Genomic DNA, 24774 nt, shown 5'->3' with positions numbered 1-24774 from the left:
ATCTACCAGCTCGCATCGAGCCCGAGATGCCGCAGCGCGTCGTGACGCAGTTCGGCGAGGCGCGGGTCGCCGCGATGGCGCGGATAGGGCAGGTCGACGTGCAACTCGGCGACGATCCGCGCGGGGCGTGGCCCGAACACGATCACGCGCTGCGCGAGGAACAGCGCTTCCTCGACATCGTGCGTGACGAGCAGCGCGGAGAAGCCGTCGCGTTGCCACAGCGCGGTGAGCTCGGCCTGCATCGTCAGCCGCGTCAGGGAATCGAGCTTGCCGAGCGGCTCGTCGAGAATCAGCAGGTGCGGATCGTTGACGAGTGCACGGGCCAGCGCGACCCGCTGCGCCATCCCGCCGGACAACTGATGCGGGAACACGTTCGCGAATTCCTGCAGCCCGACGCGCGCGAGCGCATCGTCGACGCGATGCTGCGCGGTGCGTGCCACGCCGCGCGCCTCGAGGCCGAGCGCGACGTTCGCGCGCACGCGCCGCCACGGGTACAGCGTCGGATCCTGGAACACGACGATGCGCGACGGATCGGGTTGCTCGATCGGCACGCCGTCCTGCGCGATCGTGCCTTGCCGCGCGGCGTCGAGGCCCGCGACGAGGCGCAGCAGCGTCGATTTTCCGCAACCGCTCGGGCCGAGCAGCGCGACGAATTCACCGGCCGCGACCGACAGCGTGACGTCGTCGAGCACCGGCAGCGCGCCGCCGGGGGCGTCGAACGCATGGCTCACGCGGCGGATGTCGATGCGCGCGCCGCGCGCCGCCGTGACGGCGGGCGCAGCGGCAACGGACGATTCGAGTACGGCGGCGCTCACCATTTGACGGTTCCTTTCTGCCAGGCGAGCACGCGGTCGCGCACCGCGAACAGCAGCGCGATCAGCCCGGAAAACAGCAGCGCCATCACGATCAGCGCCGCATACATGTTCACGTACGATGCCCAGCCCTGCGCCCAGCTCAGGTACCAGCCGAGCCCTGACTTGACGCCCATCATCTCGGCGACGACCAGCACCGTAAACGACGCGCTCAGCCCCATGAAGATGCCGACGAACACGTGCGGCAGCGCGGCCGGAATCGCGACGCGCAGCACGAGGAAGCGCGCGTTCGCGCCGAGCGTGCGCGCGACGTCGTAATACTGCTTGTTGACGCTCGCGACGCCCGACCACGTGAGCACGGCGACCGGGAAGCCGGTTGCGAGCGCGATCAGGAACGCGGCCGCGGAATAGCTCGACGGGAAGAAGTAGAACGTGAGCGGCAGCAGCGCGGTGGCCGGCACGGGGCCGAGCACGCGCAACACCGGATGCACCCAGTAGCCGATCCGGCGCGACCAGCCGATCGACACGCCGACCGCGAAACCGACCGCGACGCCATACGCAAAGCCGAGCGCGAGCAGCTTCAGCGTGTTGCCGGCGCTACCCAGCAGGCGTGGCCAGTCGTCGACGTAGACCTCGATCAGCGCCTGCGGCGGCGCGAAGAACGGCGTCGGCAGCCAGCCGGTTTTAGCTGTGACGATTTCCCACGCGGCGAGCACGAGCGGCAGCGCGACGAGCCACGGGCCGGCCGGGCGCACGCGCGCGAGCCGCTTGCGTGTCGCGGGGACGAGATGGCCGAGCGTCGCGGCGGCGAGCAACAGCGCGGCGATCGTCCACGCGCCGACGGCGAATTCGTCGGTGTACGCCCAGTCGCTGAAACCGACGACGCGGTTCGGCCACAGTCGCGTGAGGGCGCCGAGCACGCCCCATGCGAGCGCGGCGGCGATGCCGGTCGGCCAGGTACGCGAGCGACGGGCTTCGGCGGCCAGCGTCGCTTCGCAGGCCGTGCAGGCGACACGTGCCGACGATGCGGTGGTACTGGCGCCGGAAGCGCCTGAAGCGGAGCGTGCGGGAGCAGCGTGTTCGATCGTCGACATCGCGTCACCCCAGCACGTTCGCATAGACCTGCTGCGCGAAGCGCTGCGGGTCGGTGCTCTTCTTCAGCACGCTGATGCGGCGGAAGTCGTCCGCGTAGAACGCGATTTCCTGCTGCAGGTCGACGTTGGTCGGGTGGTGATTGTAGGTGAGCGTCGCGTAGAGCTTGCGCAAGTCCTCGGGGTTGATCTTCGGCGAATACTTCGCGAACACCTTCGCGGCTTCGTTCGGGTTGTCGTGCGTGAATTCGGTGGCCTGCACGATCGAGCGCGCGAGCGCGGCGGCCGACGGACGGTCGTTGCGCACGAGGTCACCGCGCGCGCCGATCACGCAGCACACCTTGCGCGCGTATTCGCCGGACAGATTCGTCGCCAGCTCGGTGTATGCGCCGTTGCTGCGCTTCTCGAGCAGATAGAGATTCGGGTCGCCGTCGGCGATCGCGTGGATCTCGCCCTTGTCGACCGCCACGCCGAGCAGGTCGGCCGGATACTGCCGCCACGTGATGTCGCGTTCGGGATCGATCCCGTTCTTCGCGAGCAGGATCGAGAAGAAATGCTTGCCGGGCGCAGCCAGGTCGCTGACGCCGACCGTCTTGCCCTTCAGCGCCTGCAGCGTCGTCACGCCGGCCGCCTTCGCGCCGACGAGCCGCACGCAGCCGCCGTGCGAGCTGCCGATGATCTTCACGTCGAAACCGGCTTCGAGCGGCTTCAGCCAGCGGTGAATCATCCCGACCGCCGCATCGGCCTTGCCGGTCGCGATCGATTCGAGCAACTGATCGGTCGAGCCGCTGTAGTTGATCAGATCGACCTTCAGGCCGTTCTTCTCGAAGAAGCCGCGCTCCTGCGCGACGACGATCGGCGTCAGGCAGAACGCGTTCTGGTTCCACGCGAACGTGAGCTTCTTCAGCGGCGGCGCGGACCAGGCCTTGCGGCCCAGCGTGATCGCGGGCGCGGTGAGCGCGACGGCGCCGGCGGCGCGCAGCAGCTTGCGGCGCTTGTCGTCGTGCGCGTCGTCGGGCACGGGTGCGGGTGCGGTGGTTCGGGTCATGAGGGCTGGTCTCCGGTCGTGCGGAATGTTGCTCAGTCGAGCAGGTCGGGTTCTTCGGCGACGACGCGCGCGAACAGGCTGTCGAATGCATGCAGCGCACCCTCGGGGCCGCCGATCTGGCCGTGCGTGTGGCGCGCGGTCGCGCGATCGATCGGCTGCGGCGTGCCGGCCGCCTCGGCCAGCAACTGCGTGTGCGCGGCGTTGTCGAGCGCGATGTACCACCACGCAGCGGCCTCGACCGTCGGGCCGGCGCTCAGGATCCCGTGGTTCTTCAGGATCGCGCCCTTGTGCGTGGTGCCGTCCGGCTTCGCGAGCACGTCCGCGATCCGCGCGCCTTCGCTCGTGTCGACGACCATCCCCGTGAAGTCGTCGAACAGCGCGTGGTCTTCGTAGAACACGCAGGCATCCTGCGTGAGCGGATCGAGCAGGCGGCCGAGCGTCGACCACGCCTTGCCGTATGTCGAGTGCGTATGCGCGGCGGCGACGATGTGCGGATGCGCTTCGTGGATCGCCGCATGGATCGCGAACGCGGCCTTGTTCAGCGGCCGCGTGCCGATCGCGGTTTCGCCGCGTGCGTTGACGAGCAGCAGGTCGGACACCTTGATCTGCGAGAAATGCACGCCGAGCGGATTCACCCAGAAGTGGTCGGGCAGCTCGGGGTCGCGTGCGGTGATGTGGCCGGCGAGCCCCTGCGCGAAGCCGAAGCGGGCGAACAGGCGGAATGCGCCCGCGAGCCGTTCCTGGCGGTGACGGCGCTCGGCGGCGACGTCGATGCGCGGTGCCGGCGGATCGAACCAGAAATGCTGGCGCGGCGCTTCGGCGAGTTCGAGACCCGATGCGGTGCGGACGGGCGAGGCAAGGACGGCGGACATGATGGCGGATGGCTCCAATAGGCTTCGTTGGGCTCAGGCTGCGCGGCGTGCCGCGTCGCGGGCGGCGACGGCGCTGCGCACGCGCGGAATCAGTTCGCGGCCGTAGTCGATCGCGTCTTCCAGCGGATCGAAGCCGCGGATCAGGAACGTCGTGACGCCGAGGTCGTAGTAGTCGAGCAGGGCGTCGGCGACCTGTTCGGGCGTGCCGACGAGCGCCGTCGAATTCGAGCGTGCGCCGGTGAGCTTCGCGATCTCGGTCCACAGCCGCTTGTCGACGCGCGAGCCGCGTTCGGCCGCGGCGAGCAGGCGGCGCGCGCCTTCGCTCTGCTGCGGGCCGCCGGCGCCGAGGCCGGCCGCTTCGCGCAGCCGGCGCGTTTCGTCGAGGATGCGATGCGCGCGCGCCCATGCTTCGTCCTCGGTCGCGGCGAGGATCGGGCGGAACGACACGGAGAAGCGCACCTGGCGGCCGTGCTTCGCGGCTTCGGCGCGCACGCGTGTGGTCAGGTCGCGCACCTGGTCGAGCGATTCGCCCCACAGCGCGTAGACGTCCGCGTGCTTGCCGGCCACTTCGAGCGCCGCTTCCGATGCGCCGCCGAAATAGATCGGCACATGCGGCTGCTGGAACGGCTTCACTTCTGAAAAGCCCTGCTTGAATCGGTAGTGCGCACCGTCGTGATCGAACGGCTGCGCTTCGGTCCAGATTCGTCGGAGGATGCCGAGGTATTCGTCGGTGCGCGCATAGCGCGCGTCGTGATCGAGGAAATCGCCGTCGCGCTGTTGTTCGCTGTCCGAGCCGCCGGAAATGAAGTGCACGGCGAGCCGGCCGCGGCTGAACTGGTCGAGCGTCGCGATCTGCCGCGCGGCGAGCGTCGGCGCGGTGAAACCCGGGCGATGCGCGAGCATGAAGTGAATGCGCTCGGTCGCGGCCGCGGCGAACGCGATCGTCAGCGTCGCCGACGGGCCGGTCGAGTGGTGCGGCACGAGAATCCGGTCGAAGCCGGCCGTCTCGTGGGCGCGCGCAAAATCGCGCACGTAATCGGGATCGACGACGGGGCCGGACGGCGGATGGATTTCCGACTGCTTCTGGCTCTGGATCATGCCGATGAATTCGACGCTCATCTGGGTCTCCGGTGCAGGGACGTCCCGGCGCACGGCCGGGCAGGAATGGAGCGCAGGTTAACGCCGGGATCATGCGAAACGGAAATAATCAATCCCGAATTGAATATCAGATTTGCATGGTTTGGGCGGGGGCGCGCTGCGCATACGCTGTGGGCTCACGAAAGATCGGGCGCGCGGGCGCCAGCGCATCCGGCGCCGCGCGTTCCGGATCGCCGGCTTCATCAGAAACCGCGCCGCGTGGCGATCGATTGCCGCTATTGCCGCCGGTCCGTATTACTTTGCGTATTGCCCAGGGAATCCGTCTCGATGTCCGCCAGCCTTGCCGCTTCCTCGCCAGCGCCGCAGCCGCGTTCGCTGCGCCTGCTGTCCACCGACGATGCCGACGCCGACGCCGACGCCGACGGCGCCCGCGTCGCCGCGCTGCTCGACCGCCTCGCGCCGGAGCTGGCCGCCGACGCGGCCCGCAACGACGCTGACGGCCGCTTTCCGCACGAGAACTTCGCGCGGCTGCATCGCGCGGGGCTGATCGCGCAGGTCGTGCCGCGCGAGCATGGCGGCGCCGGTGCGACGCTCGCGCAGGCGAGCCGGATCGTGGCTGCCGTCGCGAGCGCCGACCCGGCGACCGCGCTGGTGCTGACGATGACCTACCTGCAGCATCGCGCGCTCGGCCGCGCCGACAACCGCTGGCCGGCGCAGGTCCGGCGGGCGGTATTCGACAGCGCGGTCACCGAAGGGGCATTGATCAACGCGCTGCGCGTCGAGCCCGCGCTCGGTTCGCCGTCGCGCGGCGGCCTGCCGGAAACCATTGCACGGCGCGACGGCGACGGCTGGCGATTGTCCGGCCACAAGCTGTACAGCACCGGGATTCCGGCGCTGCGCTGGCTGGCCGTGTGGGCGCGCACCGACGAGCCGGTGCCGCGGGTCGGCGTGTTTCTGGTGCCGCGTGACCGCGATGCGGACGGCGATCGCATCCGCGTGATCGAAAGCTGGAATCACCTCGGCCTGCGTGCGTCAGGCAGCCATGAGGTCGTGTTCGACGACGTGCGGCTGCCGGCCGATTACGCGGTCGACGTACGCGCACCGGACGCATGGGCCGTGTCGGCGGCGACCCATGCGGATGCCGATGCGCAGGCCGACCAGCAGGCGTGGATGGTCGCGTTGCTCGGCAGCCTGTACGACGCGGTGGCGCGTGCGTCGCGCGACTGGCTGGTCGGGTTCGCGACGACGCGTGCGCCGAGCGGGCTGGGCGCGCCGCTGGCGACGCTGCCGCGCGTGCAGGAAGCGGTCGGCGAAATCGAGGGCTGGCTGCATGCGAACCGTGTGCTGCTCGACGATCACATCGCGCGCACCGATGCGGGTACGGCACCGGCGGTCACGACGAGCGGCCTCGTCAAGCGAACCGTGACCGAGCACGCGATCCGCGTGGTCGAGCAGGCATTGAAGCTGTCGGGCAATCACGGGCTGAGCCGCGCCAATCCGCTCGAACGCCACTATCGCGACGTGCTGTGCAGCCGCGTGCATACGCCGCAGGACGATGCGATCGCAGTGGCAGCGGGGCGTGCGGCGCTCGAAGCGGCGAGCCGGAGTGAGACGAAGCGCGCAGCGAAGGGCGAAACGAAAGGCGAAACGGAGACGAGCGGGGCGTCGGTCAACGAGACCGAACGCGGCCGCAACGATGCGTGATGGGAGCCGGGCGGGCGCGGGCGCCAATCGGGCGGCGCGACGCCTTCGCCGCCCGATCCGGTCAGGCAGCCTTGCCGTGCGCCTGCTCCGGCAACGCGAACGCGGTGCGCGCATGCGCGGCAACGGCGGCGAGCGGCGCGTCGAAGCGGGCCGCATCGTGCCGGCGCAGCAGCCACAGATCGATCTGCGGCTTGAAATCGGCGAGCGGCACGATGTCGAGCGCATCGCGCAGCGGGCTGCCTTCGACGAGCGGCAGCGGCATCAGCCCGATGCCGAAGCCGTTCGCGACGCTCTGCAGCTGCAGGTCGCGGCCGTAGGTGTCGAGCGTGACCGGCATCGGCAGGCCCTGCGCGTCGAGCGCGCGCCGCAAGCCCGCACGAAAACCGCAGCCGTCCGGATTGAGCACCCAGCCGCGCGCGTGGCAATCGGCGAGCCGGTAGCTGCGGCGCGGCCAGTCGCCCTTGCGGCCGACCGCGACGAGCCGCGTGGCCAGCAGCCGTTCGCCTTCGACCTGCGCCGGCAGCACCATTTCGCGCGCGAGGAACACGAGCGCCGCATCGAGTTCACGCCGGGCGACGCGCTCGACGAGCATGCCGCCCCAGGCGGTCGTGACCTGCGTCGCGAGCGCGGGCCACTGCGCGGCGAGTTCGGCGATCAGCGCGGGCAGCATCAGCTCGCCGAGGCCCTGCGTGAGCCCGATCCGGAATTCGCCGGCAGGCGGCTGCTCGCCGGCCGTCAGCTCGCGCAGCGCATCGACTTCACGCAGGATCGCGCGACACTGCTCGAACACCCGTCGGCCGATGTCGGTCGGGCGCGGCGGCTTGGTGTTGCGATCGAGCAGGATCACGCCGAGCGCTTCCTCGAGATTCTGGACGCGCCGCGTGATCGCGGGCTGCGTCATCCCGAGCTCGGCCGCGGCCTGGCTCAGGGTCTGGCAGCGGACGACCGCTGCAAAAGCGTCGATATCGCTAATTTTCATGTTTGTTCTGCATGGTCTTTCGGGTGCATCATGACGATCCATCATATTCGGCATCATATTCGAGGAGTCAGCCGATGAGTACGCTTTCGTTGCATCAGACGCCGCTGCGGCCGTTCGTCGACGGTCTGGGCGCGTTGCTCGCGTCCGGCGCGAACGAGGCGCGCATCCTCGACGAAGGCGGCGCGCTGCTCGCCGCGCTCGTCGAACACGACGACTGGTTGCCCGACGCATTCGCGCAGCCCGACCCCGCGCGCTATCGGCAGTACCTGCTGTATCTCGACCCGGACGAGCGGTTCTCGGTCGTCAGCTTCGTGTGGGGGCCGGGCCAGACGACGCCGATTCACAACCACACGGTGTGGGGGCTGATCGGGATGCTGCGCGGCGGCGAGTTCTCGCAGCCGTACCGGTTCGACGCGGCGGGCCGGCCCGAGCCGGCGGGCGACGCCGTGCGGCTGCGGCCGGGCGAAATCGAGGCCGTGTCGCCGCGCATCGGCGACGTCCATCGCGTGACCAACGCGTTCGACGATCAGGTATCGATCAGCATCCATGTGTACGGCGCGAACATCGGCAAGGTCGAGCGCGCGGTGTTCCTCGACGACGGTACCGTGAAGCCTTTCGTGTCGGGTTATTCGAATGCCTGATGCCTGACGCAACGCCCGCACGCGCGGCCGGTTGCCGGCACGCGCCGGCAGGCCCGAGATTCATCCGTTCCGCTTTTTTCACCGACTTCAACGCATTCAATCAAGACAGAGACACCGTGACGCAATCCGCCGACTCCACCTCCCGCTTTCCCGTCGCGTCGTACCAGGACGTGCGCGCCCGCCTGCTGGCCCGCGACGAGATCGCGCTGATCGACGTACGCGAGGAAGATCCGTACGCGCAGGGCCACCCGCTGTGGGCGGCCAACTTTCCGCTGTCGAAACTCGAACTCGACGCGTGGACGCGGGTTCCGCGCCGCGATACGCCGATCGTCGTGTTCGGCGAAGCGGGCGGCGAGGATCTCGCGCCGCGCGCGGCCGCCAAGCTCGCGCAGCTCGGCTACACCGACGTGCGGCTGCTTGACGGCGGCCTCGCGGGCTGGCTCGCCGCGGGCGGCGAACTGTTCATCGACGTGAACGTGCCGAGCAAGTCGTTCGGCGAATGGGTCGAGGCCGAGCGGCATACGCCGTCGCTGTCCGCGCAGGAGGTGCAGGCGCTGATCGACGCGAAGGCCGATGTCGTGATCGTCGACGCGCGCCGTTTCGACGAATACCAGACGATGAACATCCCGACGTCGACGAGCGTGCCGGGCGCGGAGCTCGTGCTGCGCGTGCGCGCGCTCGCGCCGAACCCGGCGACGCAGGTGATCGTCAACTGCGCGGGCCGCACGCGCAGCATCATCGGCACGCAGTCGCTCGTCAACGCGGGGCTGCCGAATCCGGTCGCCGCGCTGCGCAACGGCACGATCGGCTGGACGCTCGCGGGCCAGACGCTCGAACGCGGCGCCGCGCGACGCTTTCCGGACGACATCGACGCGACGCAGCGTGCCGACGCACGCCGGGCGGCGCGCGCGGTGGCCGAACGCGCGGGCGTGCCGCGCATCGCGCTCGCGGATGTCGCCGCGCTCGACGCGCCGGGCCGCACGCTGTACCGCTTCGACGTACGCACGCCGGAGGAATATGAAGCCGGCCATCTGCCGGGCTTCCTCAGTACGCCGGGCGGCCAGCTCGTGCAGGAGACCGACCATCACGCGGCCGTGCGCGGCGCGCGGATCGTGCTCGCCGACGATGACGGCGTGCGCGCCGACATGACCGCGTCGTGGCTCGCGCAGATGGGCTGGGACGTGCGGGTGGTCGAACCGGAGGACGGCACGGCGAAGTTCGGCGAGCGCGGCCAGCCGCCGCGCGACGTGCCGGCGACGCCGAGCGTGGCGGAAGTGTCGCCCGCGACGCTCGCGGGCTGGCTGAAGGAGGCCGCGCCGGGCGAGCTGGCGATCGTCGACGTGACGGCCAGCGCGAACTACGTGAAGCGGCATATCCCGGGTGCGTGGTTCGCGGTGCGTGCGCAGTTGCGCGATGCGCTCGCGGCGATTCCGCCCGCGAAGCGCTATGTGTTCACGTGCGGGGCGAGCCTGCTGGCGCGGTTCGCGGCGGACGACGCCCGCGCGCTGCTGCCGGCTTCGGCCGACATCTCGGTGCTCGCCGGCGGCACGGCCGCATGGATCGACGCCGGGCTGCCGCTCGAAAGCGGGGAGACGCATCTGGCCTCACCGCGCGTCGACCGCTACCGGCGCCCGTACGAAGGCACCGACAACGCGGCGGCCGCGATGCAGGCGTATCTCGACTGGGAGTACGGACTGGTCGATCAGTTGAAGCGGGACGGCACGCATCACTTCAACGTGATCTGACCGATGCGGCGCGACCGGGCGCGGCGCGTCGTGCGTCATGCATCGCGCCCGGTCAGCGCGCAGGTCAGCGCTTGAACGTATCGACGGCCGTGCGGCCGACGGCCGGATCGTCGGTGAAGAAACCGTCGATGCCCGCGCGCAGGTACGCCTGGATCTCGCGCACCGAGCCGGCCGGGTTGCGCGTGGCCGGCGTGCCGCCATCCTTCAGCGACGCGGGCAGGAAGTTGTTCTCCGGGCGGAACGTGTACGGATGCACGACGAGGCCGGCCTCGTGCGCGTAGCGCACGTACGGCGTCGGCTGCTGCAGCGTGCCGTCCGCGGCGACCGCGATGATCGACGTCTTGTACGGGCCGACGCCGTTCGCATAGGTCGCGATCTCGCGCATGCCGTCGCGCGTCGACAGGTCGCCGTAGGTGCGCTTGTCGTTCGCCTTCACGAAGTCGTACGGGCGCTGGCCGGCTTCGTCCATCAGCTGCACGAGCTTCCAGTTCGGCTGGCTCGACTTGATCCGGTTGCGGATCGTCTTCAGGTTCGCGACCTCGAACGACTGGATGTAGACGGTCGCCGTGCGTGCCGTGTACGAATCCTTCAGCAGTGCATCGACGAGACGGTCCTCGAGCGGCAGGCCGATCGACTGGAAGTAGGTCGGATGCTTGGTTTCCGGATACAGGTGGATCGTGCGGCCGGTCTGCGCGGACATCTGCTTCGCGAGCGCGACGATCTCGTCAAAGGTCGGGATCTCGAACTGGTCGTTGTACGCGGTGTTCGCGGGGCGCACTTGCGGAATGCGCTCGCGGGCGCGCAGCGTCTTCAGCTCGGCGAGCGTGAAATCCTCGGTGAACCAGCCCGTCAGTTCCGCGCCGTCGATCGTCTTGGTCGCCTTGCGGCTCGCGAACTGCGGCAGCGTCGACACGTTCGTCGTGCCCGAGATCTCGTTCTCGTGTCGTGCGACGAGCACGCCGTCGCGGGTCGACACGAGGTCGGGCTCGATCACGTCCGCGCCGTCCTCGACCGCCTTGCGGTACGACGCGAGCGTGTGTTCGGGGCGCAGCGCGCTCGCGCCGCGATGGCCGACCACCTGGACCTTCGCGGAAATCGGCTGGGTGGGATCGGACGCGACGTCGTCGTCACCACCGCACGCGGCGAGCAGGAACGCGGCGGCACAGGCGAACGGGACGTAGCGCAGGGAGGTCGGGCGCTTGAAGAGCATGTCGATGAACCTTCGAAACGAGAGTCGGAAAGGGGCGATCGATCCGGCGGTGAGGCCGTCGCGGCGTGTCGCACGGAGTCGAATGGGACGCGATCGTCGCACCGAATAATTACATATGTATTACTTTCGCCTTTCCATTATCTATTTTTAGGGTGCGATACCCGCGGCAGGGCGGTTGACTGCGACCTAGCGTGACGCGCATTCCGGCCGTCTCGGGCAGGCTGCGCGCCGGATGCACTAAACTTGCGGGAATTTTGCATCGACGCGCCGGGGCCGACGCCCGCCTGGCGCGACGATGCGGCGACTCGCGGGCCGGCGCGGGCGCCCGGCGCCCGTGTGCGTCCGGGGCCCGCGCCGGCCGATTTTTCCCGACCCATGACGACTCGAACCGATTCCGCTTTCCTGCTCGGCGACCTGCTGAAGAACGTTTCCCGCTCCTTCTACCTGACGCTGCGCGTGCTGCCCGACGGCATGCGCGACCCGGTCGGCCTCGCGTACCTGCTTGCGCGCGCGGCCGACACGATTGCCGATACGGCGCTCGTCGCACCCGATCGCCGGGCCGCGTTGCTGACCGACCTGCGCGACGAGGTCGAGCGGCTCGGCGACGGCGTCGCGCTGTCGCGGGCGCTCGAGGACGTGACGCGGATGCAGACCGATTCGCACGAGCACGTGCTGCTCGGCTCGATCGAGCCGATGCTCGCGCTGCTGCGCACGCAGCCGGACGCCGACCGCGCCTCGATCCGCAAGGTCGTCGCGACGCTGACGGCGGGGATGGTATTCGACCTGCGCACGTTCCCCGACGAGCAGTCGGGGCGCGTCGTGTCGCTGCCGACGCGCGGCGAACTCGACCGCTACACGTATCTCGTGGCCGGCTGCGTGGGCGAGTTCTGGACCGACATGACGGGCATGCACACGCCGGCCGCGCGCCGCTGGAACCTGCCGGACATGTGCGAGAAGGGCATCCGTTTCGGCAAGGCGCTGCAGATGACCAACATCCTGCGCGACTGCGGGAAGGACCTGCGCATCGGCCGGTGTTACCTGCCCGACGACGTGCTGGGTGCGCACGGGCTCGGCGTTGCCGACCTGATGGCGCCCGACGCGTCGGCGCGCGCGCGCGGCGTGCTCGTCGACCTGCTGCGCGTGACGCTCGACCAGTATCGCGACGCGTGCCTGTATACGCTCGCGATCCCGCGCCGCTTCGTGCGGCTGCGGCTCGCGTGCCTGTGGCCGATCATGATCGGCCTCGAAACACTCGAGTTGCTGGCCGGCAACGATGCGTGGCTCGATCCGGCAAAGCCGGCCAAGGTGCCGAGAAAGCGCGTCTACCGGATCATGGCGTCGTCGCTCGCGCTGGTCGGCTCGAACGCCGCGATTCGCGCGCGCCTGACCGCGCTCGCCGATGCCGTGAGCGCGCATCTCGCGCAGCCGGCCACGCGCTGATTCGCAGTGAACGATGCCGGCGCGACAGGTGCCGGCATCGCCCCTCGGCCCGCGTTCGCCGGGCCATCACCGTCCGCCGCTTCACGCCTCGGCTAAAAACGTTTTCATTATTTCGTGTCGCGAAACGTGGGTGTCATGAACGTCAGCGATCCTTCGCGGCGGCGTGAATCGTGGTGTCAGCCACGGTCGCGCATTGGTAAGACGTATGTTGCCGAAGGCATCTGACGACATCCGACGGTCGTGTTGCACCCGTAAAAATGTAAAGCTAGGGTTTTCACCGGGAAATGCCGGAAAAGCCCGCCGCGTAAGCGTTTTCAGGTGTTATGTAACCGCTTGGTGAACCCCTGCGTTGCGTCGATCATACGATGACCGACTGCGCGTGTTGGGAAATAATCGGTAATCCGTCAGAATCCCGTCGGCATGTACTCGCACATGTGTCAGTCATAAAACCACACCAGAAAAGAAATCATTCTTTGAGGACGGAGAATCAATGAAAAAGCGCGTCGCTTTCGCCATGACGGCAGTCGGTCTCGCAGCCGCTACCGCCGCCCACGCCCAGAGCAGCGTGACCCTGTACGGTATCGTCGACAACGGTCTGGCTTGGCAGAACAACTCGTCGGCCGTCGGCGCGACCACGGGTGGTCACTCGAAGGTGCAAATGTCCACCGGCGTGTGGGCAGGCAGCCGCTTCGGCCTGAAGGGCAGCGAAGATCTCGGCGGCGGCACGAAGGCGATTTTCCAGTTGGAAGCCGGCGTCAACACGGCTAACGGCTCGTCGCAGTGGACCAACGGCATCTTCACGCGTCAGGCGTGGGTTGGCCTGACCAACAGCACGTACGGTACGCTGACGGCCGGCCGCCAGTACACCGCGTACTACACGCTGCTGTCGCCGTACAGCCCGACGACCTGGCTGACCGGCTACTACGGCGCGCACCCGGGCGATATCGACTCGCTGGATACGAGCTACCGTGCGAACAACTCGCTCGTCTACATGTCGCCGAAGTTCTACGGCTTCACGGTCGGCGGTTCGTACTCGTTCGGCGGCGTCGCAGGCGCGACGAACCGCGGCTCGACGTGGAGCGCGGCGATCCAGTACCTGAACGGCCCGGCAGGCATCGCGGTCGGCTACCAAAAGGTCAACAACGCGACGCTCGGCGGCGGCGTGTGGGGCGCGAACTCGACGGTCCAGAACGGCCTGACGGCAACGGGCGACGGCAACCAGCCGGCTGTCTCGTCGATCAACAACGGCTATGCCACGGCGCAATCGCAACAGCGTATCGCCGTGACGGCGGGCTACCAGTTCACGCCGGCATGGGACATTTCGGCATCGTACTCGAACGTCCAGTACACGCCGGGCACGGGTTCGGCGTTCCGCAACACCGCCATCTTCAACACGGCTGGCGCCGTGCTGCACTGGAAGGCAGCCGCTCAGTGGGACTTCGCAGCGGGCTACTCGTACACGGCGGCAACGCAGTCGAACGGCATCACCAGCTCGGCCAAGTACCACCAGGTCACGCTGTCGCAGTACTACAGCCTGTCGAAGCGCACGGGCCTGTACGCAGTTGAGGCTTACCAGCACGCCAGCGGCAACACGCTCGGCAAGAGCGGCATCATCGCTGCAACGACGTCCATCGGCGACGGCGTGGGCGCAGGTTCGAAGCAGAACCAGATCGGCCTCGGCGTCGGCCTGATCCACCGCTTCTAAATGCCGCGCGGCGCGTGAGCGCCGCTTACGGTATGCGGTTGAAGAACCGGCCTTCGGGCCGGTTTTTTGTTTGCGGTACGTATTAAGTGTATTCCGGTGCCGTCGCCGGCCGGCATCGACGGGATGAGGACGGCGACGAAAGCCGCGCCAGACAAGCGCACCGCTCATGCGGTGCCCGGCGTGCACACGGCGGCGTCCTGCCCGTGCCAATGTCGTCCATCCGATCACTCCGCCGCGTCATCCGTCCAGCTTCCCGCCAGCGCCTGAAACAGCGCCGCCGTATCGGCGAGCCGGTCGGCCTGCGCGCGGGTACGGTCGAGCGCCGTCTGCAGCGCCTGCCGCTGCGCGTCGAGCAGGTCGAACGTGCTGATCCCGCCCGCCGCGTAACGGTCGCCGGCAATCCGGTTGCTGGCCGCCGCTTCCTGCGCGGCGATGTCTCTCGCCTGCAATGTCACCGCGTCGTGCTCGACCGCGCGCATTGCGTCGGCCACCTGCTGCAGCGCCTCGAGCACGGTTTCCCGATAACTTGCGAAGGCCGCTTCATACGCCGCTTCGGCCGCACGTTTCTTCGCGCGCAGTTCACCGCCATGAAAGAGCGGTTGCGTCAGCCCGAGGCCGACATTCCACACGTTGAGCCCGCTCAAGAGATCCGCGATGCGCGTGCGCTCCGAGCCGATTCCCGCCGAAATCGACAAGCGCGGATACAGGTTCGCGGTGGCCACGCCGACGTTCGCGCTCGCCTGGTGCAGCATGGCTTCGGCCGCGCGGATGTCGGGGCGTTCGCGCGCGAGCGTCGATGGCAGCGCGATGGGCAGCGTGCGCGGCAGCGCGAGCGCATCGAGGGAGAGGTCGGGCAACACGGCATCAGACGGCGGCACGCCGAGCAGGATCGCGAGCCGGTGGCCGGCCTGCGCGAGGCGGGCCTCGAGCGCTGGCAGCGACGCCCGCGTCTGCGCGAGCAGTGCGCGTTGCGCATGCACGTCGGCCTGCGAAACGCCGCCCGCCGCGAAACGCATTTCGACGATGCGCAACTGCCGCGCCTGCGCATCGATCAGTTGCCGCGTGAGCGCGACCTGTTGCGCGAGCGACGCGCGCAGGATCGTGGTCGCGACGATATTTCCCGCGAGCGTCAGGCGCGCCGCGTCGAGCGTGTACGACTGGTAGTCGACCTGTGCGCGCAACGCTTCGAGCGCGCGCCGGTTGCCGCCGAACACGTCGAGTACATACGACACGCTCACCGACGCGTCATACAGCGTGAACGGCCCCGGGCTGGGCACGTTGGCGGGCAGGCCGAACGCGGTTGTATTGACCTGCTCGCGCGTGGCCGACAGGCTCGCATCGACTTTCGGCAACATCGTCGCGCCGGCTTCGGCCGCATGGTTCTGCCGCGCTTCGTCGAGTCGTGCGCGGGCCTCGGCAAGCGTCGGGCTATTGTGCCACGCGGTATCGACGAGCCGGTTCAGCGGTTCGGAGCCGAACTGCGTCCACCAGTGCCGCGGCGTATGCGCGGCCGATGCGAACATCTGCGCGTCGCCAGTCGGGCCGGCGGTGGCGACCGTCGTCGCGGGCGGCTCGCCGCGCGTGTAGTGTTGCGTGGCCGGCGCATCCGGCGCGTGGAAATCCGGCCCGACCGCGCATCCCGCGACGAGCAGCGCGGCAGCCAGCGCACAGCCGCGAGCAGCAGGGTCGACGTGGAAGGAGCGACGCGAAGCCGGTTTCATCGTGCGGCGCCTAGTCGAGCGTACGTCGGTAGAAGCGCAGCGCGACGCCCATCACGACGACGGTGAACAGCGCGACCGGCCACACCGACGGCCACAGGTCGCTCCAGCCGTTGCCTTTCAGCAGGATGCCGCGCACGAGGCGGTTGAAGTAGGTGAGCGGCAGCAGGTTGCCGATGAACTGCGCCCACTTCGGCATCCCGGCGAACGGGAACATGAAGCCCGACAGCAGGATGTTCGGCAGGAAGTAGAACACCGCGAGCTGCATCGCCTGCAACTGGTTCTGCGCGAGCGACGACAGCGTGATGCCGACCGTCAGGTTCGCCGCGATGAACAGCAGCGCGGACAGGTAGATCGCGAACACGCCGCCGACGAACGGCACGTCGAACACGAAGCGCGCTGCGGCGACGATGATCGACACCTGGATCAGCCCGATCAGCACGTACGGGATGATCTTGCCCGTCATCACCTCGAGCGGCCGCACGGGCGTCGCGAGCAGGTTCTCCATCGTGCCGCGCTCGCGTTCGCGCGTGATCGCGAGGCCCGTCATCATTACCATCGTCATCGTCAGGATCACGCCCATCAGCCCCGGCACGACGTTGTACTGCGTGATGCCCTCGGGGTTGTACAGCCGGTGCAGCACGACGTCGAACGCGGCCGGGCGGCCGTTCAGGTGTGCGAGCGGGCCCGTCAGGTCCTTGTCGGCGACGGGCTGCACGAGGCCCGGCAGCGCGCCGATCGCCGACGCGGTCGCGACGGGATCGGTCGCGTCCGCCTCGACGAGCAGCGACGGACGCTCGCCGCGCAGCAGCCGCCGCGAGAAATCGGCCGGCACGCTCAGCACGAACTGCACGTCGCCGCGGGCGAGCGCATGCCGGCCGGCCGCCTCGTCGGGCAGCGTCTCGACGATGTCGAAGTACGCAGAATTGCGCATCGCGGCGATGAAGCTGCGCGCGAACGGGCTCGCATCCGCGACGATCACCGCGGTGGGCAGGTGCTTCGGATCGGTGTTGATCGCGAAGCCGAACAGCGTGAGCTGGATGATCGGCACGCCGACGATCATCGCGAACGTCACGCGGTCGCGCCGCAGCTGCAGGAATTCCTTCAGCACGATGCTCCACCAGCGGGCGACCGAAAACGCGTCGCGCAGGCGCGCCCACGCGTTCATGACGACGCTCCGCCGGGCGGCCCGGATGCGCGGCCCATCATGTAGATGAAGACGTCCTCGAGCGCGGTGTCGATCGGTGCGACCTGCAGCGCGGCAGACCCGTCGGCTTGCGCCGCGACCTGCGCGAGCGTCGCGTCGAGCCGCGCCTGATCGCGGCCGCTCACGTGCAGCGCCGAGCCGAACACGACCGTCTGGTCGACGCCCGGCATCGTGCGCAGCCGCGCGGACAGTTCGCTCAGATGCGCACCGGTGATCGCGCGGGTCACGAGCCCCTGCGACGCGACGATCTCCGCCGACGTCCCCTGCGCGAGCAGCTCGCCGTATGCGATGTACGCCAGCTTGTGGCAGCGCTCGGCCTCGTCCATGTAGTGCGTGCTGACGAGCACCGAGATCCCTTGCGCGGCCAGCCGGTGCAGTTCTTCCCAGAAGTCGCGGCGTGCGGCCGGATCGACGCCGGCCGTCGGTTCATCGAGCAGCAATAGCGCCGGCTCGTGCAGCATGCAGGCGGCCAGCGCGAGGCGCTGCTTCCAGCCGCCCGACAGCGCGCCCGTGAGCTGGTCCGCGCGGCTCGCGAGGCCGAGCCCGTCGAGGGCGCGCGCGACGGCCGCCTTGCGGTCGGGCATCCCGTACACGCGCGCGACGAAGTCGAGGTTCTCGCGAATCGACAGGTCCTCCCAGTACGAGAAGCGCTGCGTCATGTAGCCGACGCGCCGCTTGATCTGCGCGCTGTCGCGCACGATGTCGTAGCCGAGGCAGGTGCCGCTGCCCGAGTCGGGCGTGAGCAGCCCGCACATCATCCGGATCGACGTGGTCTTGCCGCTGCCGTTCGGCCCGAGAAAGCCGAAGATCTCGCCGCGCGCGACGCGCAGCGACACGTCCTTCACGACGTGCTTGTCGCCGAAATGCTTGTTCAGGCGATCGACGTCGATCGCGTACGGTGCGGGCGGCGCGCTCATGGCACCCTCACGGCGACGGGCTGGCCCGGATGGAGCTTCGGCGCGTCGCCGACGGCCGGGCGCGCCTCGATCATGAACACGAGCTTGGTCCGGCTTTCGTTGCTGTAGATCACGGGCGGCGTGTATTCGGCCTCGTTCGACACGTAGGTGATGCGTGCGGGCACGTCCGCCGCACAGCCGTCGCAGTGAATCGCGACCGTGCGCCCCGGCGCGAGCGAGGCGATCGCGGCCTCCGGCACGAAGAAGCGCACCTTCAGGTTTTGCGGCGGCAGCATCTGCACGACCGGATTGCCGGCCTGCACCCATTCGCCGACGCGGTACAGCGTGTCGTACACGCGTCCGGCGGCGGGCGCGGCGACGCGCTTCTGGTCGAGCTTCCATTGCGCCTCGGCGACCGCCGCCTGCGCGGCGTCGACCTGCGCGGCCTGCGCGGCGACCTGCTGCGCGCGGCCCGGCAGGCGCGCGACGTCGACCTGTTTCCGCAGTTCGCGCATTTGCGCGGCGGTCGTTTGCGCGGACGTGCGCGAATCGTCGAGCTGCTGTTTCGACAGGCCGCCGGCGGCGTACTGGCTTTCGTCGCGCGCGAGTTGCGCGGCGGCCCGCGCGGCCTGCGCGGTGGACTGCGCGAGCTGCGCCTGCGTGACCGCGATTTCCGGCGGGCGCTTGCCCGTCTGCAGGTCGGCGAGCTGCGCGCGGGCGGCCGCGAGCTGGTGCTGCGCCTGCAGCAGCGCGGCCGTTTCGCTGACGGCTTCGAGCGAGAAGGCCGGCGTGCCGGCGGCGAGGGTCTGGCCGCGCGCGACCGACAACTGCGTCAGCGTGCCCGATTGCGACGACGACAGGTACACGAATTCGCCTTCGACGTAGCCCTGGTAGGTCGTGCCGTTGTTCTCCCGGCGTTCGCAACCGGCGAGCAGCGCGACGGCGGCGACGGCGGCGGCCAGCGCGAGCGACCGCGCGCGGGGCGCGTTCATGACGGCCTCCGCGGCGAGGGCGAGCGGGCCCGTGCGCGCGGCGCGGCGGCCGGCGGCTGCATGCCCGACCCGAGCAGCGCGCGGACGTGCCGGTGCAGCACGTCGCGGTCGATCGGCGGCAGGCCGCCGCGCGCGCTTTGCCACAGCTTTGCGGTCGCGAGCGGCAGCATCACCAGTGCGATGATCGAATGGAACAGGAACGCCGGTTCGAGCGCCGGGTTCAGCGTGCCGGCCTGCTGCGCGCCGTGGATGCGTTCGGCGAAGCGCCCGACATGTTCGAGCGGAATGCGCCGGACCATCCGTTCGCGCAGTAGCCCGCCCTCATGGACGATCTCGCGCAGCCAGATCGACGGCAGCCATGGCATGCGGTGCGTGACGTCGAAGAAGCGGTCGACGAGTTCGGCGACGAGCGCGAACGGATCGTTTTCGATCTGCGGCTCGGTCGGTCGCCACACGAACGCGATGACCTGCGCGAGCCGTTCCTCGACGATCGCGTCGAGCAACTGCTCGCGATTCGTGAAGTAGTAGTGAACCATCGCCGACGTGACGCCGGCGGCGGCGGCGATCTGCGCGACGGTCGTCGCGGCGATCCCGCGTTCGGCGAACAGCTGCATCGCGACGTCGAGCATGTGGTCGCGCAGGTCGAAATCGTCGACCGACGGGCGGCGCCCGCGCGGCCTGGCGACGGTGGATTTCGCGTTCATGAAATCGACGCTAATTGATGAGTTAGTTAATTTCAAGGAAGGGTTTCCGCCCGAGATGATCGCGATCAGGCGAGCGTCGAAGGGGGACGCGGGCGAGCGAGGAGGCGACGTGACGCGGCGCGGTACGGCAAGCCGGTGGCGGAGTGTAGGGAGCAGCTAATGGAGAAACGGGAGGCGTGGCGGCCCCACGGTATGGAAAACCGGTCGCGAAGCGGGGCGCGCGCCTGGACGATCGCACGCCCCCGGTGAGCGGTTACTGATCGATCGGCGACGTCAGCGGCACGTGTTCGCCGGTCAACCCGAATACGACGAGCTGAGCGGGCTCGGTCGCGCTCGCGTTGCGCGACACCGGGTGGCGCGAGCCGGGCGCCTCGTACCAGCCTTCGCCGGCGCGGTAGCGGTGCAGCGGGCCGCCGTTCACCTGCGACAGCACTTCGCCTTTCGACACGACCGCGAACACCGAGCCGAGGTGCCGATGGGCTTCGGACGCCTGGCCGGGCGCGTAGTCGACGGTCGCGACGACCGCGAGCTTGCCGGGCGCTTCGGGCACGGCCTGCTGCAGGATCGTGTGCACGTTGTCGCCGGTGTCGTGCGCCCGGGCAGCGGCCGGCAGCAGCGCGACGCCGGCCGCGAGCGAGGCGCACAGGGCGGCGCGACGGAGCGTGGCATCCCTCATCGTCGTCTCCTTACTCGGGCATCTTGCGGAACGCGATCGCGAAGCGGTTCCACGAGTTGATCGTCGCGATCAGCATCGACAGGTCGAACAGCTCCTCGTCGGTGAAGTGCGGCTTCACGGCTTCCCAGACGGCGTCGGGCACGTGGTTGCTGGCGACCAGCGTCAGCGCCTCGGTCCATTCCAGCGCCGCGCGTTCGCGCTCGGTGAAGAACGGCGTCTCGCGCCACGTGACGACGGTGGCCAGGCGGCGGTCGGTTTCGCCGCCGTTGCGCGCGTCGGTCGTGTGCATGTCGACGCAGAACGCGCAGCCGTTGATCTGCGAGGCACGCAGGCGGACGAGTTCGGCGAGCGGCTTTTCGATCGAGCTCTTCGCGAGGAATTCCTCGGCGTTGCGCATCACCTTGATCGCATTCGGGCTGGCGGCGTAGAAGTTCAGGCGCGGTTGCATGGCAGGTCCTTTTCGGTGGGAGCGCACGGTGGCGCGACAGGACCTACTTTAGGACGTATGCTGGCCTGCTTGAATGGCCAATTTCCGGTAAATTCAGGTAACCAGTGCCGAGCCGCCAATGGCGTCCGAACCCAGCAGGCCGGCCAGCGTCGCGAGCGCCGTGTCGATGCGCGGCGTGTCGATCCCGCCATAGCCGAACAGCAGCCCCGCGCGGACCGGCACGCCGACGTGGAACGCCGAGATGCCGTACAGGCCGATGTCCTGCGCGCGGGCCGCGCGGACCAGCGCCGCTTCGTCGAGCCCCGGCTTCAGGTAGGCCGCCAGGTGGATGCCGGCGGTCGGCACGATCGCGTCGAACCACGGCGCGAGTTCGCCGCGCAGATGCGCGATCAGCATCTTGCGGCGCGCGTCGTAGTGCTTCTGCACGCGCTTCAGGTGCCGCGCGAAATCGCCTTCGAGCATGAAGCGCGCGAGCGCCGCCTGCGTCAGCGTGCAGGTGTGCCAGTCGACGATCTGCTTCGCCTTGGTCAGCGCGCCGCGCAGCGCACGCGGCGGAATCGCGTAGCCGATCCGCAGCTCCGGAAAGATCGTCTTCGAAAACGTGCCGACATACGCGACGAGGCCCGTGCGGTCGAGGCTCTTCAGCGATTCCACCGGCCGGCCCTCGAAGCGGAACTCGCCGTCGTAGTCGTCCTCGATGATCACCGCGCGGCGGCGCTGCGCCCACTCGAGCAGCGCGACGCGCCGGTCCAGCGTCATCGGCATCCCGAGCGGGAACTGATGCGACGGCGTCACGTAGACGAGGCGCGCGTCGTCGGGCAGCCGTTCCGTCACCAGCCCCTGCGCGTCGACCGGCACGCCGATCACCGTCGCGCCGAGCGACGCGAACGCGGCGCGGGCGGGCGGATAGCCGGGATCCTCGACCGCCACCACATCGCCCGGCCGCACGACGACGCGGGCGATCAGGTCGAGCGCCTGTTGCGCGCCTTGCGTGACGAGCACGTCGTCCCAGCCGCACGCGACCGCGCGGCTGAACGCGACGTAGCGCGCGATCGCGCCGCGCAACTGCGGATCGCCGGCCGGGTCGTGGTACCCGGCGGAGCCGCGCATCTGCTGGCGCAGCGCGTGATGCAGGCAGCGCCGCCACGCGTCGAACGGGAACAGCGCCTTGTCGGTCACGCCGCCGCGGAAGTCGAAGCCCGGTGTGTCCTGCGGCGTGGGCATCGCGAGCGCGTCGGGCAGGTCGTCCCACAGCGCACGCGCGTCGACCGCGTCGATGCGCGGCGTGTATTCGACGAGGGAGGGTGCCGACATGGCCGCGGCGTGCGGCACGCGCGCGAGGCCGTCGGCGACGAACGTGCCGTCACCCGCGCGCGTATTCAGGTAGCCCTCGGCGACGAGACGCTCGAACGCGTCGAGCGTCGTCTTGCGCGATACGCCGAGCTGTTTCGCGAGGTCGCGCGTCGACGGCAGCCGCGCGCCGCCGGCGAGCCGCCCGTCGACGATCGCGGTGCGCAGTTGCCGGAAGATCTGCCCCGTCAGGTCGTGACGGCCTTCGATGCGGATCGCGATGTCCATCGCAGTGGTTACCTCGATTTCTGGAATTTTGTGCCGATCAGCATACCGGAGGCGACGAAAGAATGGGCGGTTCTGCGCGGCGTGACGGCTTCGCGGGTTTCGCTCGATGCTCGAACCGGCCGCACGGTGCAAGGCATCCCGGCAGGGCGACGCGGGCGGCCGACGAACCCGTGCATCGTGCAACGCTGGCCCGGCGGCATTCGTCAGGGGGCGGGCATCGTCAGACGACGCAGCCCGGTCGCGCGATTGGACCTCGGCCCGCCGCTGCCTTACGATCCACGACAGATCCACGACAACCCCACACCGGAGCGTGCCCATGCTGTCCGAAGACGAACTTGCGCTGCTCGACGCGATCCGCGCCACCGGCAGCCTGTCGCGCGCGGCCGCGCGGCTCGGCAAGGCGCCGTCGACGGTGTCGCACGCGGCGCGCCAGCTCGAAACGCGCTTCGACGCGCTGCTGTTCGACCGCCGCGGCTACCGGCTGCAGCTCACGCCGGCCGGCCAGTTGCTGACCGACGAAGCGGCGCGGCTGGCGCTGGACGTCGCGCGGCTGACGCAGCGCGTGCGGCAGGTCGCGAGCGGCTGGGAAGACCGGCTGTGGATCGTCAGCGACGAAGTGCTGGAGTTCGACACGCTGCTGCCGGTCGTCCGCGCGTTCGATGCGCTCGACTCGGGCGTGTCGCTGCGTTTCACGCACGAAGTGCTCGGCGGGACGTGGGAAGCGCTGCGCGACGGGCGCGCGGACCTGGTGATCGGCGCGACCAACGAGCCGCCGGCGATTCCCGGTTTCAAGTGGTTCGAGCTGGGCGCGATGGAGTGGGTGTTCGCGGTATCGCCGCGCCATCCGCTGGCCACCGTGAGCGGCGCGCTGACGCGGGACGCGATCGGCGCGCACCGGGCCGTCGTCGTCGCCGATTCGTCGCGGCGCGCGGCCGGCCGCGCGTATGGCCTGCTCGGCGGGCAGGCCGTGCTGGCGGTGCCGTCGATGCGCGCGAAGATCCTCGCGCAGCGCGACGGGCTCGGCGTCGGCTGGGTGCCGCGCCGGCGCGTGGCGTCGCTGCTCGCGCGCGGCGAACTCGTGGAAAAACAGACGGCCGATCCGCGCGAACCGAACCTGCTGTATGTCGCATGGCACGGCGACCGGGACGGCCGCGCGCTGCAATGGTGGCTCGAGCAATTGCGCGAACCGCGGCTCGCGCAGCGCCTGCTCGACGGCATCGACGTGGCCGGCTGACGCGGCGCGGAACAGCACGGCACGGAACAGAGCGTTCGTATCCCATCCGCCCAAACATGTTCGATATTTTCGAACATGTTCGTCACGCCCGTCGTACGGCATGACCGGGCGCGGCGCGCATCCTGTGTTCACGGTCAACTCACCGGTTCACAGGAGAACATCATGCAACGCTTCGAAGGAAAGACGGTCCTCGTCACGGGTGGCAACAGCGGTATCGGCCTGGCAGCCGCCAAGGCATTCGCGGCAGAAGGCGCGCGCGTCATCATCACCGGGCGCGATGCGCAGACGCTCGAGGCCGCGCGGCAAACGCTCGGTGAAGGCGCGCTCGCGATCCGCAACGAGGCCGGCAGCGTCGCGTCGGCCCGCGCGCTGGCCGATGCGATCGCGTCGGCGGGGGCGCGGCTCGACGCCGTGTTCATCAACGCGGGCGTCGCGAAGCTCGCGCCGTTCGCCGACAGCGACGAGGCCATGTGGGATCTCGTGTTCAACACCAACGTGAAGGGCGCGTATTTCCAGATCCAGTCGCTGGTGCCGCTGCTGAACCGCGGCGCGTCGATCGTGATCAACGGCTCGATCAACGCGCACATCGGGATGCCCGGCTCGTCGGTGTATGCGGCGAGCAAGGCGGCCGTCAATTCGTTCGCGAAGACGCTGTCGGCGGAGTTGCTGCCGCACGGCGTGCGCGTGAACGTCGTGAGCCCCGGGCCCGTGCAGACGCCGCTCTACGGCAAGCTCGGATTTGACGCGGCCACGCTCGACGAAACGGCAGAGAAGATCAAGGGCCTCGTCCCGGTCGGCCGGTTCGGCACGCCGGACGAGATCGCGTCGACGGTGCTGCACCTCAGCGCGCCGGAATCCGCGTTCATCGTCGGCGCCGAGATCATCGCGTCGGGCGGGATGGGCTTGCTCTGATCGGTGGGGCTCAGGCGGGGGCTGCAACCGGCCGGCGTGATGCCGGGCGGACAGCCCCCGTCAC

General features: G+C 69.3%; 22 protein-coding genes. 7 read left to right on the top strand and 15 right to left on the bottom strand.

Annotated elements, in window-relative coordinates; all coding sequences use genetic code 11:
- Positions 1-2: 2 nt before the first annotated feature.
- From CFB45_RS23545 to CFB45_RS23525, 5 genes are read right to left on the bottom strand one after another with little or no spacing between them, the layout of a single operon-like run.
- On the bottom strand, positions 3-818 hold the full coding sequence (locus tag CFB45_RS23545; RefSeq protein ID WP_089427622.1) for an ABC transporter ATP-binding protein: 816 nt from the start codon (positions 816-818) through the stop codon (positions 3-5).
- Entirely contained in the window at positions 812-1906 is a 1095-nt protein-coding gene (locus CFB45_RS23540; RefSeq protein ID WP_089427621.1) for an ABC transporter permease, read from the bottom strand. The genes CFB45_RS23545 and CFB45_RS23540 overlap by 7 nt, the downstream gene beginning before the upstream one ends.
- A 4-nt stretch (positions 1907-1910) precedes the next feature.
- Positions 1911-2951: an ABC transporter substrate-binding protein gene (locus CFB45_RS23535; protein ID WP_089427620.1), complete on the bottom strand. Its 1041-nt coding sequence runs from the start codon at positions 2949-2951 to the stop codon at positions 1911-1913.
- A 32-nt stretch (positions 2952-2983) separates the two neighbouring features.
- The gene (locus CFB45_RS23530; protein WP_089427619.1) at positions 2984-3823 is read right to left on the bottom strand and encodes a class II aldolase/adducin family protein; all 840 of its coding nucleotides are present in this window, start codon (positions 3821-3823) and stop codon (positions 2984-2986) included.
- Between the two features lie 33 nt (positions 3824-3856).
- Complete coding sequence (locus tag CFB45_RS23525; RefSeq protein ID WP_089427618.1) at positions 3857-4942, bottom strand: LLM class flavin-dependent oxidoreductase; 1086 nt, start codon at positions 4940-4942, stop codon at positions 3857-3859.
- 306 nt (positions 4943-5248) lie between these two features.
- On the opposite strand from CFB45_RS23525, the gene CFB45_RS23520 reads away from it, so the two are divergent.
- Positions 5249-6625, top strand: coding sequence for an acyl-CoA dehydrogenase family protein (locus CFB45_RS23520; RefSeq protein ID WP_089427617.1), 1377 nt, complete (start codon positions 5249-5251; stop codon positions 6623-6625).
- A gap of 61 nt (positions 6626-6686) precedes the next feature.
- On the opposite strand, the gene CFB45_RS23515 is transcribed toward CFB45_RS23520, so the two are convergent.
- Positions 6687-7661 (bottom strand): LysR family transcriptional regulator, encoded by a 975-nt coding sequence (locus tag CFB45_RS23515; RefSeq protein ID WP_174971555.1) that lies wholly within the window; start codon positions 7659-7661, stop codon positions 6687-6689.
- 17 nt (positions 7662-7678) lie between these two features.
- Between CFB45_RS23515 and CFB45_RS23510 the strand changes: the two genes are divergently transcribed.
- Together CFB45_RS23510 and CFB45_RS23505 are read left to right on the top strand one after the other, a co-directional pair.
- Positions 7679-8245, top strand: a complete 567-nt coding sequence (locus tag CFB45_RS23510) for a cysteine dioxygenase (RefSeq protein WP_089427616.1) — start codon at positions 7679-7681, stop codon at positions 8243-8245.
- Between the two features lie 116 nt (positions 8246-8361).
- On the top strand, positions 8362-9990 hold the full coding sequence (locus CFB45_RS23505) for a rhodanese-related sulfurtransferase (RefSeq protein ID WP_089427615.1): 1629 nt from the start codon (positions 8362-8364) through the stop codon (positions 9988-9990).
- A gap of 64 nt (positions 9991-10054) precedes the next feature.
- Here the strand turns inward: CFB45_RS23505 and CFB45_RS23500 are convergent, their stop codons facing one another.
- Positions 10055-11200 (bottom strand): glycerophosphodiester phosphodiesterase, encoded by a 1146-nt coding sequence (locus CFB45_RS23500; protein ID WP_089427614.1) that lies wholly within the window; start codon positions 11198-11200, stop codon positions 10055-10057.
- A gap of 375 nt (positions 11201-11575) precedes the next feature.
- Between CFB45_RS23500 and CFB45_RS23495 the strand changes: the two genes are divergently transcribed.
- Both CFB45_RS23495 and CFB45_RS23490 read left to right on the top strand, forming a co-directional pair.
- A complete protein-coding gene (locus CFB45_RS23495) occupies positions 11576-12640 on the top strand; it encodes a phytoene/squalene synthase family protein (protein WP_089427613.1) in 1065 nt (354 codons plus the stop codon).
- 490 nt (positions 12641-13130) lie between these two features.
- Positions 13131-14345, top strand: coding sequence for a porin (locus tag CFB45_RS23490; RefSeq protein ID WP_089427612.1), 1215 nt, complete (start codon positions 13131-13133; stop codon positions 14343-14345).
- 224 nt (positions 14346-14569) lie between these two features.
- Here CFB45_RS23490 and CFB45_RS23485 read toward each other — a convergent pair whose 3' ends face one another.
- From CFB45_RS23485 to pdxR, 8 genes are all read right to left on the bottom strand, one after another.
- Positions 14570-16066 (bottom strand): efflux transporter outer membrane subunit, encoded by a 1497-nt coding sequence (locus CFB45_RS23485; protein ID WP_089427611.1) that lies wholly within the window; start codon positions 16064-16066, stop codon positions 14570-14572.
- Between the two features lie 10 nt (positions 16067-16076).
- Positions 16077-17231 carry an ABC transporter permease gene (locus CFB45_RS23480; protein ID WP_089427610.1) on the bottom strand — a complete coding sequence of 385 codons (1155 nt, stop codon included), beginning with the start codon at positions 17229-17231 and terminating at the stop codon, positions 16077-16079.
- Positions 17228-18187, bottom strand: a complete 960-nt coding sequence (locus CFB45_RS23475) for an ABC transporter ATP-binding protein (RefSeq protein WP_089427609.1) — start codon at positions 18185-18187, stop codon at positions 17228-17230. Before CFB45_RS23475 ends, CFB45_RS23480 begins: the two co-directional genes overlap by 4 nt.
- The gene (locus CFB45_RS23470) at positions 18184-19158 is read right to left on the bottom strand and encodes an HlyD family secretion protein (protein WP_089427608.1); all 975 of its coding nucleotides are present in this window, start codon (positions 19156-19158) and stop codon (positions 18184-18186) included. The genes CFB45_RS23475 and CFB45_RS23470 overlap by 4 nt, the downstream gene beginning before the upstream one ends.
- On the bottom strand, positions 19155-19862 hold the full coding sequence (locus CFB45_RS23465) for a TetR/AcrR family transcriptional regulator (protein ID WP_089427607.1): 708 nt from the start codon (positions 19860-19862) through the stop codon (positions 19155-19157). The genes CFB45_RS23470 and CFB45_RS23465 overlap by 4 nt, the downstream gene beginning before the upstream one ends.
- Before the next feature lie 253 nt (positions 19863-20115).
- A complete protein-coding gene (locus CFB45_RS23460; RefSeq protein ID WP_089427606.1) occupies positions 20116-20538 on the bottom strand; it encodes a cupin domain-containing protein in 423 nt (140 codons plus the stop codon).
- A gap of 10 nt (positions 20539-20548) precedes the next feature.
- Entirely contained in the window at positions 20549-20986 is a 438-nt protein-coding gene (locus tag CFB45_RS23455) for a carboxymuconolactone decarboxylase family protein (protein WP_089427605.1), read from the bottom strand.
- Between the two features lie 93 nt (positions 20987-21079).
- Positions 21080-22564, bottom strand: coding sequence for a MocR-like pyridoxine biosynthesis transcription factor PdxR (gene pdxR, locus CFB45_RS23450; RefSeq protein WP_089427604.1), 1485 nt, complete (start codon positions 22562-22564; stop codon positions 21080-21082).
- Positions 22565-22880: 316 nt separating this feature from the next.
- Between pdxR and CFB45_RS23445 the strand changes: the two genes are divergently transcribed.
- Together CFB45_RS23445 and CFB45_RS23440 are read left to right on the top strand one after the other, a co-directional pair.
- Entirely contained in the window at positions 22881-23798 is a 918-nt protein-coding gene (locus CFB45_RS23445; RefSeq protein WP_089427603.1) for a LysR family transcriptional regulator, read from the top strand.
- 162 nt (positions 23799-23960) lie between these two features.
- Positions 23961-24710 (top strand): SDR family oxidoreductase, encoded by a 750-nt coding sequence (locus CFB45_RS23440; protein WP_089427602.1) that lies wholly within the window; start codon positions 23961-23963, stop codon positions 24708-24710.
- The last annotated feature ends 64 nt before the right edge of the window (positions 24711-24774 follow it).

The organism is Burkholderia sp. HI2500, assembly GCF_002223055.1.
In the GTDB taxonomy this organism is placed as follows: domain Bacteria; phylum Pseudomonadota; class Gammaproteobacteria; order Burkholderiales; family Burkholderiaceae; genus Burkholderia.
Note: the sequence above shows the minus strand (reverse complement) of the source record. Positions and strands in the feature narration are given on the sequence as shown.

What these genes read in the sequence shown, in the direction of transcription:
- CFB45_RS23545 (WP_089427622.1), bottom strand. Translation starts at nt 818, where the DNA reads ATGGTGAGCGCCGCCGTACTCGAATCGTCCGTTGCCGCTGCGCCCGCC.
- CFB45_RS23540 (WP_089427621.1), bottom strand. Translation starts at nt 1,906, where the DNA reads ATGTCGACGATCGAACACGCTGCTCCCGCACGCTCCGCTTCAGGCGCT.
- CFB45_RS23535 (WP_089427620.1), bottom strand. Translation starts at nt 2,951, where the DNA reads ATGACCCGAACCACCGCACCCGCACCCGTGCCCGACGACGCGCACGAC.
- CFB45_RS23530 (WP_089427619.1), bottom strand. Translation starts at nt 3,823, where the DNA reads ATGTCCGCCGTCCTTGCCTCGCCCGTCCGCACCGCATCGGGTCTCGAA.
- CFB45_RS23525 (WP_089427618.1), bottom strand. Translation starts at nt 4,942, where the DNA reads ATGAGCGTCGAATTCATCGGCATGATCCAGAGCCAGAAGCAGTCGGAA.
- CFB45_RS23520 (WP_089427617.1), top strand. Translation starts at nt 5,249, where the DNA reads ATGTCCGCCAGCCTTGCCGCTTCCTCGCCAGCGCCGCAGCCGCGTTCG.
- CFB45_RS23515 (WP_174971555.1), bottom strand. Translation starts at nt 7,661, where the DNA reads ATGATGCCGAATATGATGGATCGTCATGATGCACCCGAAAGACCATGC.
- CFB45_RS23510 (WP_089427616.1), top strand. Translation starts at nt 7,679, where the DNA reads ATGAGTACGCTTTCGTTGCATCAGACGCCGCTGCGGCCGTTCGTCGAC.
- CFB45_RS23500 (WP_089427614.1), bottom strand. Translation starts at nt 11,200, where the DNA reads ATGCTCTTCAAGCGCCCGACCTCCCTGCGCTACGTCCCGTTCGCCTGT.
- CFB45_RS23495 (WP_089427613.1), top strand. Translation starts at nt 11,576, where the DNA reads ATGACGACTCGAACCGATTCCGCTTTCCTGCTCGGCGACCTGCTGAAG.
- CFB45_RS23490 (WP_089427612.1), top strand. Translation starts at nt 13,131, where the DNA reads ATGAAAAAGCGCGTCGCTTTCGCCATGACGGCAGTCGGTCTCGCAGCC.
- CFB45_RS23485 (WP_089427611.1), bottom strand. Translation starts at nt 16,066, where the DNA reads ATGAAACCGGCTTCGCGTCGCTCCTTCCACGTCGACCCTGCTGCTCGC.
- CFB45_RS23480 (WP_089427610.1), bottom strand. Translation starts at nt 17,231, where the DNA reads ATGAACGCGTGGGCGCGCCTGCGCGACGCGTTTTCGGTCGCCCGCTGG.
- CFB45_RS23475 (WP_089427609.1), bottom strand. Translation starts at nt 18,187, where the DNA reads ATGAGCGCGCCGCCCGCACCGTACGCGATCGACGTCGATCGCCTGAAC.
- CFB45_RS23470 (WP_089427608.1), bottom strand. Translation starts at nt 19,158, where the DNA reads ATGAACGCGCCCCGCGCGCGGTCGCTCGCGCTGGCCGCCGCCGTCGCC.
- CFB45_RS23465 (WP_089427607.1), bottom strand. Translation starts at nt 19,862, where the DNA reads ATGAACGCGAAATCCACCGTCGCCAGGCCGCGCGGGCGCCGCCCGTCG.
- CFB45_RS23460 (WP_089427606.1), bottom strand. Translation starts at nt 20,538, where the DNA reads ATGAGGGATGCCACGCTCCGTCGCGCCGCCCTGTGCGCCTCGCTCGCG.
- CFB45_RS23455 (WP_089427605.1), bottom strand. Translation starts at nt 20,986, where the DNA reads ATGCAACCGCGCCTGAACTTCTACGCCGCCAGCCCGAATGCGATCAAG.
- pdxR (WP_089427604.1), bottom strand. Translation starts at nt 22,564, where the DNA reads ATGGACATCGCGATCCGCATCGAAGGCCGTCACGACCTGACGGGGCAG.
- CFB45_RS23445 (WP_089427603.1), top strand. Translation starts at nt 22,881, where the DNA reads ATGCTGTCCGAAGACGAACTTGCGCTGCTCGACGCGATCCGCGCCACC.
- CFB45_RS23440 (WP_089427602.1), top strand. Translation starts at nt 23,961, where the DNA reads ATGCAACGCTTCGAAGGAAAGACGGTCCTCGTCACGGGTGGCAACAGC.